This is a genomic window from Neobacillus rhizophilus, assembly GCF_018343535.1.
Lineage (GTDB): Bacteria > Bacillota > Bacilli > Bacillales > Cytobacillaceae > Neobacillus > Neobacillus rhizophilus.
On sequence record NZ_JAGYPF010000003.1, the window covers coordinates 554,440 to 568,639 of the forward strand.

A 14,200-nucleotide genomic window follows, 5' to 3' on the forward strand; every position below is an offset into this window, starting at 1 on the left:
CTGATTTCAGAGGGATAGCCTTTCGGCTATCTCTTTTACTTTCAGTTCCTCCTCATCAAACCGTACGTGAAGTTTTCCCTCATACGGCTTTCCGACGTTCTTCTTTCTTTGGCTTTACGGAGACTAACTAGCCAATTTCACTAATAAATGACCAATTTCTTTTCGTACGTCTATTAAATTCCCATGTTTCATACGACTATTTCTTTTCTTGTTATAGAATAATGTTAGGCGTTCTAACACATACCAATCAATCCGATTAAGCCATTTCTTTGCATTAAGTGATATGAGATAGTAATTTTTGAAACCTTGTAGTTTCTTGTTTAATCCGATCACCAAGTCATGAATATCCATGTACAATTTTGCCCTTGGCTCAGTGTATGCCTTAATTTTTGCACGCATTTTCTTCATTGCGTTCTTTTTCGGGATGTGTGACATCACAAATAATGTGTAACCGCCTTTCCGACGGATTGGAAACTTCCTATTATGAAATCCTAAGAAGTCAAAACCCTCTATATCATCCCAAAGATGAACCAATCTTGATTTATCTCGATTAATTGAAAGGTCCAGTTTTCCCATTATTGCTTGAATAACTTTAATGCTTTTAAGTGCATGTTGTTTAGTGTTGCACATGATGACGAAGTCATCCGCATACCTGACCAGTTCACCTAAATGATTAAATCGCTTCTCCCAAATTTTATCCATTGTGTTTAAATAGATATTCGCTAACAGCGGGGAGATAACACCACCTTGCGGTGTTCCAGAAATCGGATTTCTAATCTTACCTTCTTCCATGATGCCCGCCTTCAGCCACTTACGAATTAGCTTTAGAACTCTGCGGTCACTGATACGTTGTTCGACCAATTTCATCAATTTATCTTGGTTGATGTTATCAAAATATCCTTGGATATCGACGTCTACTACCCAAAAACATTTCTTACTCGCTTTTCGTATCTTTGCCATGGCTTGATGAGCATTACGTTTAGGACGAAAACCAAATGAGCAATCATGAAAGTCAGCCTCAAAAATAGGTTCAATAACCATCTTAGTAGCCATTTGTGCAACTCTATCTTTAATGGTTGGGATTCCTAATGGACGTTTCTTCCCGTCATCCTTTGGTATGTAGGTTCTTAGGACTGGATTGGGATGATATCTGTTCTCTTTCAACTCTAGGTAGAGTTCGTTCAAGAACTTCTTCTCTCCGTATTCCTCGACGATATTTACAATCGATTGTCCATCTACGCCCCCACTGCCTTTCTTTCGTTTCACACGTTGCCAGGCTTCCCATAGGATATCAGGACGATAAATTTTGTCATATAAAGCATGAAATCTACGGCTAGTGTTTTCCTTGGCACAAAGATATAACGTCTTCCAGAGTTCTTGAGCTTTTACTTTATTGGTGTAGTTAGCCATTTTCTTGGCATTCACTGACTCTTACCTCCTTCCAACATATGAACGAAGTAGGGTATTGGCTTTTGCCGTCCTTCCCTAGACAATGTTATGTTGTCATTGTCATCATTGGTACTATGACCCCCTCCGACTCCCTCTCATCCATTCACCACTTCGTTTACACTTATAGGTTTCTGCTTTACTTTCGTATGAAAGTGACGAGGAGGGTATCCCCAGTTCCGTTAATTACTTTCCTAACATGTCGCTCCCCTTACCCCGAGAGATTCCTTGGTGCTGCTTTCCCAAGTTCTTCACACCTTCCATGGTCTTCGCCCATATACTCAAGGCTCGACTTCTCTTTAGCCACCGACGGTGGGTTCCTTTGACGAGACGGCAGGATTCACTTAATGTTACAACCTGTTAGTTTGCTCGCACTCTGCTAGAGAGTTACTTTGTCACAGGGCTTCAACCTTAGAGTTTCTTCACCAGTTGCCTGTCAGCTACTGAGCGTCTTGGTACTTACTCAGATTGGACTTTCACCAATTAGCAATTAACGGCTTGCTGGGCACGCAATACTTAAAGGACCGCCTGTAGCGATCCCATCTTCAACTCTTGCACCCGTTAGAGCTCAATAAAAACTATTTAATAAGTTGCTCATTATACACACTAATCGAGTGTAGATTCTCTTTTAATAGGTTATCGATTATTTGCTTTATTACATTCGGTTCTCTTAAGTCTTCGTTTTCAAATGTTACAAGGTCATTTACTTTTATCCACTTGCTGTCGGAAATCTCACCTTCTTCGAGATTTAATGAACCTCCAGTAACTTCACCAATAAAATGAAATAAAATAACTTGATTGTTCGTACTACTGATAAAATTATATACACCAGTAGTGCCAATCAATTTTACGTCCAACCCCGTTTCCTCTTTAACTTCCCTTCTAGCTGAATAGAGAATGTCCTCACCATATTCGATACGTCCACTCGGAAAGTTCCACTTATCAACAGCAGTTGGTTTATTCTCTCTAATAATCAAGACTTTTTCATCACTAAAGATTGACACACTTGCTACTAAAACAATTCCATTTTGCGACATCCATTCCTCCTCAATTCTCTTTGGAGATTAATTTACCTCTATTTAACACGATTAGATTCGTTTAGATTTAATCAAAACCATGATCCAATAATAGGATATCGAAAAGGACGCCCATTAAATGCTTTAACAATTCCAACAATCGGAGCTATTATAGCAATGAGTCCAAAAATAATGAGGAATGGAATCCCGATTAATATCCAAGAAAAAAAAGCAGACACTGAGATTAAAATACCAATCACAATATGAAATACCAAAGCCTGTAAGGATAAGCTTTTAATTTCTCGATCTGAAATAATAAAATATGTGATAATGGGAACTAGTATAGGTGCAAACCAAGTACTAGCATGAATCAATATTTTGAATCCCTTATTTTCCATTTAACATTTACTCCTCTTTGTATCGTAATATTTACCAAACCTTTATTCATTAATCATTATAAAGTTTTGGTTAGAATATTACATCAGGCTATGAACTAAATCGTTATACGACTTTGGTCGTAGTCCAAATCAAAATTCCAGTATGCGAACTATTCTTTTACATTTTTTCAGCTACTGAGATTACTCCACTATATGCCCCGATTGTGGAACAAGTTAAAAATTTTTTCTTCAACTTAACTGCCGCGTTAGCACAAAAAGAAAAGAGATCGCAGCTGCCGCTCAGAATTTAACTAGAGGAAGTTCAAGCCGATTATGATGGGAACCAGTTTCTAACCATTTTTCTTTTGGAATTAGATACTCTTCAAAATCTTTATTTGTTTACTGCCTCGAACAGATACATCTCCTGACCGAATATGATTTCGTCATTCAGTTAATGCTGCCATTTCATAATAATGACGATTGATACTTCCATCATCGTCATATACATGTTTCTACTCCCGATTAGAGACAAAACTAAGAGGAGCTCCTTCTGGACCCCTTCCGTTTACCGGTATCATTCATATTTTTAATAATATCTAGTGCTTCCATCAATGACTTGGCTGATTGGATAGATTGATATTCTAGTGATTGATATTTTATTTAAGCATCCTCCCTAGCGGGAAAAAGAGGGAACTAATCATTTGAGTTGGACCCGGAATTTCTGGAAAGTAAAGAAGTAAGATAGCAACTAGCAAGCTTATTCCTGTTAAGGTCACAAGTATTATTTTTTCTTTTTTTTGATTTGGATATAACTTCCGCCATTCAAGTAAGAGGATCAGAAAAACTAATATGGATATTCCTATAAGCTCAAATATCTTCATTTTTTTGCTCCTTTTTCATTTCACTCCAAAGTAGTGGTCGACAACCCAGGCTCTAGTACATGTACCTTAACTTTCGTTTCTACATAGATATCTGGAAGAACAACTTCCCAGTGATCTTTTACTTTTTCCCATTCTTTTGGGTATTTACGATGAAAAGCAGTAGCAAATCCAAAGGGATCCACCTTCATTCCATCTTTTACCTGCTTAAGGGCTTTCTCTATGGAATTAGAAACGTCTTTTTCTATATAATTTTCTACTCTTTTTGTATTTTTCTTACTCATAATATTTATTTTGCTTCCATTTTGAACAATCATCCCTTCCTTTGATATATTTATAGTGACACTCCATTTTCCGTTTTCAATTTTTGGAACCAGATTTGTCTTTGTTCTTTTCAGATATAGTGAAATGGTTTGCCCTTTTTTGGGATACCCTGTTATTTCAGGTAATTCATTTTGATTTCTTACCCATAATAATCCTTTTGATTCAACTTCATTAATTCTCCCAATCATTTTATCTCTCATAAAAATAGCTGTGCCACCAATAATGGGAGAGACATTCATTTTCCTATCATCATTATTTGGATGCTTGATTTTAATAAGCGGTAATAGTGCACCTCCTCCTTCACTTGTAACCATCAGTTCAAAATCTTTCAATGTCATATTTGCACCAACATGCATTTCCGACATCTTTCTAAGCACATCTCCTACATATTTTTCTAATGAAGCTGATAGCTGTAAAATGTCAGATGCCTTTCCATCACTGACATATAAGTGAGAATCCTCGCGAGGCTCTGGGTGACGGTCTATGAAGTCTATTTGTCTTCCGAGGTTCCCTTTTTCAGAGAGGGATCGGCCAAAAATATATGTTTTACAATGTCCCCAAAAAAGTTTGCGTGAATATTCCCGTTGAAGATTGGATGCAGCATCAGCCAGGTTTGTTCCAACAGCTGATTTGATCTCTACTTGGGCCTTACCAGAACTACTTTGTTGGCCACCACTTTGTGATTGAGGAAGGAAGACTTGAACAGTTAATTTAATTTTATTATTTTTGTCTTTATCGATGGCTGCTCCTACTATGATGGCTAATTGATTTAGTTCCTTATTGTCCCAGCAACCAGTTAGCAAAACACACTGTGAAAGAACAAGAAAGAAGGAAAGAATAGCTTTCATTATTCGAAACAAAGTATCATTCATTCTTTCAATTCCCTTCCTTTTAATTTCAGTAAGTTTCATCTATTTTTTGGTTTTGGTTGCTGATTGGGAGCCTGTCTGTACTTATTAATTCTTCCAGTTAAATGTTGTCGTGTATTTAACATCCACCAAGGAGAACGTATAAAAGCATCCTTCATATCTCGTCCTATTGTTGGGGCTATTGGTGAAAGATATGGAACACCGAAAGAGCGTAATTTACATAAATGGATGACTATCGCAATAAAACCAAGCGCTAATCCATATAGCCCCATCGTTCCAGCAAGCATCATGATGGGAAAGCGAATCAATCTTAAAGCAATTCCTTCTGAGTAGCGAGGAATCATAAAAGAAGCAATGCCTGTAATCGCCACAACAATTACCATGAGAGGAGAAACAAGGCCTGCTTGAACAGCAGCTTGCCCGATAACTAATGCCCCTACAATGCTTACTGCAGCTCCGACTTGTTTAGGTAGACGGAGCCCTGCTTCACGAAGCGCTTCGAAAACAATCTCCATTATTACTGCCTCTATCAAGGCAGTAAATGGGACACTTTCCCGTAACGATGCCATACTTAATATCAAGGTTGTAGGTACCATCTCCTGATGGAAGCTGGAAACTGCGACATAGAGCGAAGGTAAGAATACAGAAATTAACATAAAGAAAAGACGCATTATTCTTATAACAGAACTAATCAAATAACGTTGGTAATAGTCATCAGGTGCCTGAAAAAAAGAAAAAAAGCTTACAGGAGCAATTAGAACGAAAGGAGTACCATCTACTAATATGACGACACGTCCTTCCAATAGGTTAGCTGAGGCGACATCTGGTCGTTCCGTATCAAGTAACTGCGGAAACGGTGAAAAAACATTATCCTCTATCAATTCCTCGATATATCCGCTTTCCAAAACACTGTCGATTTCGACTTTCTGTAGTCTGTTTTGAACCTCATCTATTAATGACTGATTAGCAATTCCCTCTATATAAGCAATGATTATACTTGTATCAGAATAACTCCCGATATTCATTTTAATCATTTTTAGGTTAGGACTTCTGATTTTTCGCCGAAGCATGGAAATATTGACTCCCAAAGTTTCCACAAATCCTTCTCTTGGTCCCCGGATTACGCTTTCGGAATCAGGTTCTTTAATGGACCTCTTATCCCATTTGGCTAGTCCTAAAGCCGCTCCTTGTTCCTCATGTTCCATTAAAAGGATAGGGTTTCCATTAGAAATGTTCTTTATACAATCATCATATGTCTTGACCACTCGTATATTTGATAATTGTATATTTTCACATGTCTCTTGAAGGTTAATCGATTTATCAATTGTTTTAGACATTAAAGGAGCAAGGACGCTAGAATCTATTTGTTCTGTATCAGATAAGCCATCAATATATACAAGGAGTGCTTTTGTTTTTCCGGCAATTAAAAAAGGATGATAGATTACATCGATGCAACCCTTATAAATGGATTTTAGAATTTGAAGATTTTTATCCAACTCTGTTGACAGAGGAAGATTTCGGTTACTCATTTCTTCAATAGGATGTTGTTTTTGAGGACGTTTTTTTAAAATTCGAAACAAGTTGAACAAGTCCTTTCTGTTAGCGAATTTCCTATTTATTAAAACATCATTTTTTATTTGACTGATTGATTTTCGATCAAAAAGATCAAAAAAGAAAAGGAAGGGTCTGAGATAAAATATTTGAAAATCAACCTTTTCTAATAATTGGATATACGTGGTGGCTCTTTCTTCATAGTATTTCTTGTCCGTATCTTAGCAATAATCAATAATATTGTTGGTAGAACAGTTAACATAAATGGAACATAAAACGGGAAGATGAACTTTGAAAATTCAAACTGTTCCTGTAAATTTGCGAATTCCCAAATAGCAAATAGAGATATTAATAAACCGAATGGTAAAACGATTGGCTTGAAGTCTGAAAGGTTCAACCATTGTGCGTTACCCAAAACTAATGCATAATAGAAGACTGTAATTTTGATATACGCACCTAAAATCCAAATAGTGATAATTCCCGCTTCTAAATGTTCAAAAAAATCAGAAAGACTGATAAACCGTACAGCCTTGAAAACAGGAAAAGTGTAACTAGCAGTCATCTCTCCAAATAGGAAAATAGTCAGTAAATTTAAACTAACAAGACTAAGCATAACCGCAAATACTGAGATAAAACTCCATTTCAATCCTTTTTCAGGATCTTTTAAAAAGGGAAGAAACATAGATATAAGGAATACCTCACTGAACCAAGCCTGTGGGGCAGCGGCACCTTGGAGCACAGGTAACAAACCATGTTCCAAGATCGGTAGAACATTCTTTGGATCAAAGTCTTTAAGAAGCATGATTGTAAATATCGGTATAGGGAGAATGAAAATAGGAATGAATAGTTGGGAAGCTCTCCCAAGCACCTCTACTCCCCCAGTTATAGCGAGGGATGCCATAATAACAACGCTTCCTATAATTGCAATCATTGGAGTTTTTGGTAAAAGGGAAATTCCAATGAAAAAATAATACTCCTTTAAAATGAACCCACACATAAACAAGAAAAAGAACAGGTAGGATAATCCAAGTATTTTACTTAGAAAGGGTCCAATAATATGTTTACTATATTGAATAAGTGATTCATTTGGATACATCTTATGTAATTTATAAAGGACATAAGCAGTAAAAAATCCATTTAAGGAACCTAAAATGGGTGCTGCCCAACTATCGCGTCCCACATATTGTCCTGTAATTTCTGGAACCATTAGAACAGCTGTGGCATAAATGGTTGGATATATCATCAGTGCCATTTGATAGGCTGTAATCCTCCCTTTATCGTGCATAACTCTTACCTCTTTATTTATTTTTATATAGTATCTCTTTAAAAAAATAAAAAATGCAGGTTGTAAAAAACTAATTAGATGAAAATAACAAAGTTTTCATTTTCTTTTCCTAAGTTGTATGGGTTAAACCTATGCCCTTTTAATCAAAAAATATATCGAGTATTTATTAGCGATACCTTATGAATGAATTTTCACTACAATATGATTATTCCAGCCCATTTAATCAGCGTTTTTCCCACCTCTTAAAAAAACTATTAAAGAATGATTCATTAAAAATTTGGAATAATACCTTTGTATTATAGCTAGTCAAAAAGGAGGAAACCAAAATGGATATTCAAAAATTAGCCGATCATGAGTCTTTGGATCTACATGAGGTTATTAATTTTAAAACCCTATGCTTAGCGAAATCAAAACTAATGCAAGGACTCGTATTTGATCATGATTTGAGAGCATTAATGCAAAAAGATGTTGAACAATCCATGCAAGCGCTTGGAGAATTACAGGCAGTTTATCAACGCGCACCTTTTGAAGCTCCAGTTCCTCAAAACCGGCCAACACCAATAATAAATTGAAAAGGAGGCAAATTCATTGAACCAGGACTATTTAGACCCTATAAACTCGCTACACGTACCAGAGCTAGCAGATACGACCTTTGCGATGGATTTACTTCTTCGTGCCAAAGAAGGTGTGCGCAATATTGCGGTTGCATTAACGGAGTCAGCATCACCTGATGTTAGAACCCTTTTACGAAACCAGTTAATGCAAGGGATTGCCATGCACCAAGAAATTACAGAATTAATGATTAATAAAAAATGGTTCCATCCATACGAACTAAGTGAACAGTATAAACTAGATCAACTCTCTGCCAACAATACTTTGATGATTGGCAAAATGAATCTATTCCCTGTTGAGACCAATAGAAAAGGTATGTTTGATCGGACACCTGATGAACACTAACACTGGAGGCTGTAACCAATGAAGGCAGTAACGTATCAAGGTATTAAAAATGTTGTAGTCAAAGAAGTTCCAGATCCAAAGATTGAAAAACCAGATGACATGATTATTAAAGTAACGAGTACAGCTATATGTGGGTCTGATTTACATTTAATTCATGGTATGATTCCTAACCTGCAGGAAAACTATGTTATTGGCCATGAACCAATGGGAATCGTCGAAGAAGTTGGTCCAGGAGTGACTAAAGTAAAAAAGGGAGATCGAGTAATTATTCCCTTTAATATAGCATGCGGTGAATGCCAGTACTGTAAAAACCATTTGGAAAGCCAATGTGATAATTCAAATGATAATGGTGATATGGGTGCCTATTTCGGATATTCTGGTACGACGGGTGGCTATCCAGGTGGGCAAGCTGAATATTTAAGAGTGCCATTTGCCAACTTTACTCATTTCAAAATTCCGGAGACTTGTGAAGAACCAGATGAAAAGTTAGCAGTTATTGCCGATGCGATGACTACTGGTTTTTGGAGTGTTGACAATGCAGGTGTAAAGGATGGAGATACAGTTATTGTTCTTGGCTGTGGTCCGGTTGGTCTTTTTGCTCAAAAATTCTGTTGGTTAAAAGGGGCAAAGCGAGTCATTGCCGTTGATTATGTCAATTATCGCCTGCAGCACGCCAAGCGCACCAACAAAGTAGAAATTGTTAACTTTGAGGACCATGAGAATGTCGGAAGTTACCTGAAGGAAATCACCAAAGGCGGCGCTGATGTTGTCATTGATGCAGTTGGTATGGACGGTAAAATGACTGATATGGAGTTCCTTGCAAGCGGAATGAAGCTTCATGGCGGAGCATTAAGTGCGGTTATCATGGCTTCACAAGCAGTGCGTAAAGGCGGGACAATTCAAGTTACTGGCGTTTACGGCGGCAGATATAATGGTTTCCCTCTTGGAGATATTATGCAGCGAAATATCAATATCCGCTCCGGTCAAGCACCTGTCATCCACTATATGCCATATATGTTTGAATTAGTTTCGACCGGAAAAATTGATCCAGGAGATGTCGTAAGTCATGTCCTTCCACTTAGTGAAGCAAAGCGTGGCTATGAGATTTTTGACACAAAAATGGATGATTGTATAAAAGTCGTGTTGAAACCTTGAGGAAGGAGGTATAAAAAATGAACTACGCCTTACATGAAGTTCTTGAGGTCCATGAGATGGCTGCATTTAAGACCACTTGTTTAACTAAATCAAAAACGATGAAAGCGTTAGTTACAGATCAGCTATTAAAAGATATTATGCAGCAAGACATTGATGTATCTACGAAACAATTACAAGAATATGCTTCTATCCTTTCCAACGCTAAGCAGTAAATTAGGAGATGAATGAACATGAATCCAATCATTGAAAATTTAACGGGCATGGACGGACTATCGGATCAAGTCGTTGCAATGGATCTACTCATTTCAGCCAAAAGTGGAATTAGAAATTATGCCATGGCAGCTACGGAGGCAGGAACACCGGAAATTAAAGAAATGCTCACTCGCCATTTAGTGGAAGCTCTTGATATGCATGAACAAATATCCACATATATGGTAGAAAAAGGATGGTACCATGCTTGGGATACAAACGAACAGATCAGTTTGGATTTAAATAATATCAATACAGCATTGAACTTACCGACATTATAAAAAATTTCTAGGAACAGTTTAACAAACTGTTCCTTTTAAACCATTATGAGTTTATTTGGCGGAAGTAAATAAAGTTAATACTTCTTGCTTACTCGTGTTTGTTTTACAATATATAATGAAAACAATTAATTGACTATTTTTATTATGAAAAGGTCGGAGCAGGAAATTCATCAATTTTGATACGAAGTAAACTATAAGGTTTCTGTCGTAAGTCTTTTCCATAATGAAATCTAGGCTGTCGATGTAATTGGTTCACAATGACATACAAATATTGATCCGGACCAATTGAAAAAGTATCCGGCCACAAAATTCTCGGATCATGTGCGATAGTTTCCATTATGCCATTTGGCAATATCTTACGGATACTGTTGTTTTCATAATCTCCAGCATAAACAGTTCCCTTTGCATCGGTGATCATTCCATCAGACGCACCTTTTTCTCCCCAATACTCCACATGATAAGGTAAATCTATGTCCGGTATCGTTATGTCTCTCAGGGCTTCTGTTGAGATCGAGAACAAATGACGACTGGTTAGTGGAGCAAAAAATAATATCTTTCCATCGGGAGAAATCGCAAGACTATCAGACGCCAATCTAAATGGAGAAGTTGAACCGTCTTTGTTTCGATTCATTAAAATTTGACCTTCTACTTTCGGTAAAAAATAGGGATCGGGTGAAGTTGAATTTGCCCCATTTAGCCGTCTAAACGCGTTTCCATTTGATAAATCTACGACGATAATAGCTCCTGGGCCTCTTGAAGAAGAATCCGTTATATAGGCATAACCTGCTTTTCCAACACGAAAATCAAAACGGACATCATTCAGATAAGTTGTAGGCAGGACAACATCTTCTGTAAAGGTATATACTTTTCTTATTGTATTAGTTTCTAAATCAACAGCGACTAATTTTGCCCCCCCTTTAATAGGTTCAGAAAAATTAGGTGCCGCTGTATCTAATATCCAAAGCGTTCCCCTTCCATCAGCAACTACACTTTGGACACTGATGAAAGTCATTGTGATATTCGCGGGGTTAACCATATTGGTTTGTAAATTAGGATAAGGCTGCAATTTATCCTCAACAATTTCCGCCACCGTAAATCTAACATCGTCTCCCCATTTCGGAAAGCAAATGAAAATACGACCGGTTTCTGAAACAGTAACACCTGTAGGCATAGCCCCATAAAATGCATAAACTAATTCTAAATTACCGAAATATTTTTCACTAGGTAACATAGGTTTCATATTCATAATATCCTCCTCAAGCATTCAAACGGGATATCACCTATATATGATTTATATTTTTTCTAGTGCATGTTTCTTAATAAGTTTTTCTATACGAAAAGATGATTGAATGGATTGTTTTCGAAATTTAATAAGTCTGTCAGAAGAAAGGAAACATTTTAATTTAAAGGTCTCCTGTTAACTAACTCATTAATTGATATGATTCTTTTAAAAGAACTAAAAACTCCTGATTTAGTTCGTCTTCACTATGAAATCTAAAGTTATTGTGAAATCTGTTTTTTGAAACTTGTTCAATTTTAGTAATCTTCTCGTGTTCAATTTGATGGTTTGTTACTAAATTAAAATCTAACCATTTCTTTTTTGGATGAACTCCTCCGAAGGAAGATTTATTCAAAAGATGTATAGAAGTCTTTTTAAACTCAATTTCAAAAGGTCCAATTTCTTTCAATAAATAGAGTATTTTTGAATATATTTCATAAACATTAGATGCCTTATTTGAGAATAATTCATCTTCTGACATATCACCATCTCCTGCTTTCACTTTAACATATTAAACTTTATTACCTTTATTTTGCCTCTTTTTACATCCTTTTACCATTTCTTTATTCACTAACCTTCCACGTTAACGCAATAACGGCTGCCTGTTTTTCAAGCAGCCGATCTTGAAGGATTGCCCCCGATAGCTTAAGTACATTTCTTCACAATATCATCAAATGCGAAATAATTATCTTCTTAATTTAATTACTAATAAACTAAATATATTAGGTTATTCTAACTGTATAATTGGCAAACATTAGGGAGGAAGTTTAATGGAACGTTTACATGAATTTGACAAGATTCTATACGGTAGAAAAGAGAATACCGATTCTTTAATTAATTATTGGACAGACTATTCTAACCCTTCTACGTGGCAGTTTTGGGTTTTAATCGCTATTCTTTTAGTCCCATTGGTTATTCTTTATATTAAGATTGACCGAAGTAAAGTATTTCTAATTGGTTTTTATGGATATAACGTTCATGTTTTTTTTACATTTATCGATTTATACGGTATAAATAGAGGGTATTGGCATTACCCTTATCAGATTATCCCTGCACTGCCAAGCATCTCATTGGACACTTCCATGGTCCCTGTGGCCTTCATGCTCATTTACCAATGGACATTAAATAATCATAAAAATTATTACCTATATGCTATAATAACTGCTGCTATATTTGCATTTATTTTAAAGCCTATTTTAGTAAGTACTGGTCTTTTTAGAATGTACGGTGAAATTAATTATTTTCACTTATTTTTTGGATACGTATTTGTACTTTTGATAGCAAAAGTTATAACCTGGTTATTTCATATATTACATAAACCTAAATTCTCAGCTCAGAATAGACAATAGTAAAGTACTCACAAAATATGGGTGCTTTTTCTATATTTTTCAGTTCATACACTTAATACGTAATAATAGTCTATTATCAGTCCAACATAAGCGAAGGGCCATATCCTATATTCCTGTTCATCCTCTTCACACTTATCAGTCCGATTATGGTCTTTCCAATAACCGAACTCAAGAAAGCATAGTTTGAAGTATAGAATGTCACTATTAACATACTTTTCTTTATCATTTTTCAAAAGCATCTAAACGACTTCATTTTCCGTTACAATTTTCAAACATTCAGTCACCTTCTTGCTTCTCATTTTGAGTCAAATACGCATTATTAGTTTTTCTTCTCAACTAAACTCCCGTTACTTTAAGTACGTTTTTTCACAAACTTGACCCGCACTTTCATTGATTACAGGGATGCTCCCCCGTTTGTAAAAAAGCGACTGTTCTTATTTTCAAACGCCCTCGTTAGCTCTATTTTGACTAATCACTTCACCAAATGTTCCCTATAAAGCGAATTATCATTCTTGGTATAAACATTAAGATGTTCCAAACCACTTCAAATATAAATTCAATTAGGGTATCTTAAAAAAAGCCGTCTCTATTTCTTTTGTTATTTTTCATCTTATAACTCCCAATTAATCAATATTTGTTTAACTATTCTGACTTGGAATAACAAATTTAATTCCTTTTAATAGATTCTAACTTTATTTTCTATTTCCTTCTTCCGCTAGTCGATCCCTTTTCTTAGGTCATATATGTTAATCTTAACTCTTGCGTAAGGTAATGGGTATTTATTGAGAAAGAGTCTAAATTTACCCCTAGTAAATGATTTCCTCTGACTTCTTCTATTGAGCCATTTAAACAGTAAATATCCGATTTTGTCTCTGAATTTGTTTACACTTTGGGTATTATCTGTGATGCAATAATAATTGCAATAACCTATCAGTGAGCGTCTAAATCTATCCATAATTATATGAATATCTTTATTTCTATTAATCTTCAACCATTCCTTATAAACATCACAAAAGAACCATTTTTCTATTACTGTTTTGGCTGCTTCCGTTGGAAGTGCTTGTCCCCCAAAAACATCCTCCTATCCAATAAGCAATTTCACCTATTTTGCATTGTTGATTGATGCGTCTAATACAATTTATTTCCAAAACTAGAATAACAATGGTAAATTAATATGGTGATAG

Annotated in this window: 16 protein-coding genes and 1 pseudogene; 6 read left to right on the forward strand and 11 right to left on the reverse strand. The window is 35.9% G+C overall.

Features of this window, described 5'->3' with window-relative positions; all coding sequences use genetic code 11:
• Positions 1-123: 123 nt before the first annotated feature.
• The 8 genes and pseudogenes from ltrA to KHA99_RS16225 all read right to left on the reverse strand — a co-directional run bounded on the left by ltrA (position 124) and on the right by KHA99_RS16225 (position 7,746).
• Complete coding sequence (gene ltrA / locus KHA99_RS16195; protein WP_213116059.1) at positions 124-1,425, reverse strand: group II intron reverse transcriptase/maturase; 1,302 nt, start codon at positions 1,423-1,425, stop codon at positions 124-126.
• Positions 1,426-2,024: 599 nt separating this feature from the next.
• Complete coding sequence (locus KHA99_RS16200; protein WP_213118505.1) at positions 2,025-2,483, reverse strand: NUDIX hydrolase; 459 nt, start codon at positions 2,481-2,483, stop codon at positions 2,025-2,027.
• 71 nt (positions 2,484-2,554) lie between these two features.
• Positions 2,555-2,860 (reverse strand): DUF4870 domain-containing protein, encoded by a 306-nt coding sequence (locus KHA99_RS16205; protein ID WP_213118506.1) that lies wholly within the window; start codon positions 2,858-2,860, stop codon positions 2,555-2,557.
• A 303-nt stretch (positions 2,861-3,163) separates the two neighbouring features.
• Positions 3,164-3,490, reverse strand: a pseudogene (locus KHA99_RS30820) (Tn3 family transposase); the annotation flags it as partial.
• Between the two features lie 5 nt (positions 3,491-3,495).
• Positions 3,496-3,720 (reverse strand): hypothetical protein, encoded by a 225-nt coding sequence (locus KHA99_RS16210; RefSeq protein ID WP_213118507.1) that lies wholly within the window; start codon positions 3,718-3,720, stop codon positions 3,496-3,498.
• 20 nt (positions 3,721-3,740) lie between these two features.
• Positions 3,741-4,913: a Ger(x)C family spore germination protein gene (locus KHA99_RS16215; protein ID WP_213118508.1), complete on the reverse strand. Its 1,173-nt coding sequence runs from the start codon at positions 4,911-4,913 to the stop codon at positions 3,741-3,743.
• A 35-nt stretch (positions 4,914-4,948) separates the two neighbouring features.
• Positions 4,949-6,439, reverse strand: a complete 1,491-nt coding sequence (locus tag KHA99_RS16220; RefSeq protein ID WP_249366751.1) for a spore germination protein — start codon at positions 6,437-6,439, stop codon at positions 4,949-4,951.
• Positions 6,440-6,627: 188 nt separating this feature from the next.
• The gene (locus KHA99_RS16225; RefSeq protein WP_213118510.1) at positions 6,628-7,746 is read right to left on the reverse strand and encodes a GerAB/ArcD/ProY family transporter; all 1,119 of its coding nucleotides are present in this window, start codon (positions 7,744-7,746) and stop codon (positions 6,628-6,630) included.
• Positions 7,747-8,072: 326 nt separating this feature from the next.
• Here KHA99_RS16225 and KHA99_RS16230 point away from each other — a divergent pair, with 326 nt between their 5' ends.
• The 5 genes from KHA99_RS16230 to KHA99_RS16250 are packed head-to-tail and all read left to right on the forward strand — an operon-like array spanning position 8,073 to position 10,388.
• Entirely contained in the window at positions 8,073-8,318 is a 246-nt protein-coding gene (locus KHA99_RS16230; RefSeq protein ID WP_213118511.1) for a spore gernimation protein GerQ, read from the forward strand.
• A 16-nt stretch (positions 8,319-8,334) separates the two neighbouring features.
• Positions 8,335-8,703, forward strand: a complete 369-nt coding sequence (locus tag KHA99_RS16235) for a spore coat protein (RefSeq protein ID WP_213118512.1) — start codon at positions 8,335-8,337, stop codon at positions 8,701-8,703.
• Between the two features lie 18 nt (positions 8,704-8,721).
• On the forward strand, positions 8,722-9,858 hold the full coding sequence (locus KHA99_RS16240) for a zinc-dependent alcohol dehydrogenase (RefSeq protein ID WP_213118513.1): 1,137 nt from the start codon (positions 8,722-8,724) through the stop codon (positions 9,856-9,858).
• 17 nt (positions 9,859-9,875) lie between these two features.
• Positions 9,876-10,070: a hypothetical protein gene (locus tag KHA99_RS16245; protein WP_213118514.1), complete on the forward strand. Its 195-nt coding sequence runs from the start codon at positions 9,876-9,878 to the stop codon at positions 10,068-10,070.
• A gap of 18 nt (positions 10,071-10,088) precedes the next feature.
• A complete protein-coding gene (locus KHA99_RS16250) occupies positions 10,089-10,388 on the forward strand; it encodes a spore coat protein (protein ID WP_213118515.1) in 300 nt (99 codons plus the stop codon).
• Between the two features lie 142 nt (positions 10,389-10,530).
• On the opposite strand, the gene KHA99_RS16255 is transcribed toward KHA99_RS16250, so the two are convergent.
• A complete protein-coding gene (locus KHA99_RS16255; protein WP_213118899.1) occupies positions 10,531-11,628 on the reverse strand; it encodes an L-dopachrome tautomerase-related protein in 1,098 nt (365 codons plus the stop codon).
• A gap of 181 nt (positions 11,629-11,809) precedes the next feature.
• Positions 11,810-12,148, reverse strand: coding sequence for a DUF5655 domain-containing protein (locus KHA99_RS16260; RefSeq protein ID WP_213118516.1), 339 nt, complete (start codon positions 12,146-12,148; stop codon positions 11,810-11,812).
• Between the two features lie 289 nt (positions 12,149-12,437).
• Here KHA99_RS16260 and KHA99_RS16265 point away from each other — a divergent pair, with 289 nt between their 5' ends.
• Positions 12,438-13,016, forward strand: a complete 579-nt coding sequence (locus KHA99_RS16265) for a CBO0543 family protein (RefSeq protein WP_213118517.1) — start codon at positions 12,438-12,440, stop codon at positions 13,014-13,016.
• A 715-nt stretch (positions 13,017-13,731) separates the two neighbouring features.
• Here the strand turns inward: KHA99_RS16265 and KHA99_RS16270 are convergent.
• Positions 13,732-14,007 (reverse strand): group II intron maturase-specific domain-containing protein, encoded by a 276-nt coding sequence (locus KHA99_RS16270; RefSeq protein WP_261363805.1) that lies wholly within the window; start codon positions 14,005-14,007, stop codon positions 13,732-13,734.
• Positions 14,008-14,200: the final 193 nt, after the last annotated feature.

Excerpts from the sequence above, each read along its gene's own strand:
- KHA99_RS16200 (WP_213118505.1), bottom strand. The coding sequence starts at position 2,483 with ATGTCGCAAAATGGAATTGTTTTAGTAGCAAGTGTGTCAATCTTTAGT.
- KHA99_RS16205 (WP_213118506.1), bottom strand. The coding sequence starts at position 2,860 with ATGGAAAATAAGGGATTCAAAATATTGATTCATGCTAGTACTTGGTTT.
- KHA99_RS16210 (WP_213118507.1), bottom strand. The coding sequence starts at position 3,720 with ATGAAGATATTTGAGCTTATAGGAATATCCATATTAGTTTTTCTGATC.
- KHA99_RS16215 (WP_213118508.1), bottom strand. The coding sequence starts at position 4,913 with ATGAATGATACTTTGTTTCGAATAATGAAAGCTATTCTTTCCTTCTTT.
- KHA99_RS16220 (WP_249366751.1), bottom strand. The coding sequence starts at position 6,439 with ATGAGTAACCGAAATCTTCCTCTGTCAACAGAGTTGGATAAAAATCTT.
- KHA99_RS16225 (WP_213118510.1), bottom strand. The coding sequence starts at position 7,746 with ATGCACGATAAAGGGAGGATTACAGCCTATCAAATGGCACTGATGATA.
- KHA99_RS16230 (WP_213118511.1), top strand. The coding sequence starts at position 8,073 with ATGGATATTCAAAAATTAGCCGATCATGAGTCTTTGGATCTACATGAG.
- KHA99_RS16240 (WP_213118513.1), top strand. The coding sequence starts at position 8,722 with ATGAAGGCAGTAACGTATCAAGGTATTAAAAATGTTGTAGTCAAAGAA.
- KHA99_RS16245 (WP_213118514.1), top strand. The coding sequence starts at position 9,876 with ATGAACTACGCCTTACATGAAGTTCTTGAGGTCCATGAGATGGCTGCA.
- KHA99_RS16250 (WP_213118515.1), top strand. The coding sequence starts at position 10,089 with ATGAATCCAATCATTGAAAATTTAACGGGCATGGACGGACTATCGGAT.
- KHA99_RS16255 (WP_213118899.1), bottom strand. The coding sequence starts at position 11,628 with ATGAAACCTATGTTACCTAGTGAAAAATATTTCGGTAATTTAGAATTA.
- KHA99_RS16260 (WP_213118516.1), bottom strand. The coding sequence starts at position 12,148 with ATGTCAGAAGATGAATTATTCTCAAATAAGGCATCTAATGTTTATGAA.
- KHA99_RS16265 (WP_213118517.1), top strand. The coding sequence starts at position 12,438 with ATGGAACGTTTACATGAATTTGACAAGATTCTATACGGTAGAAAAGAG.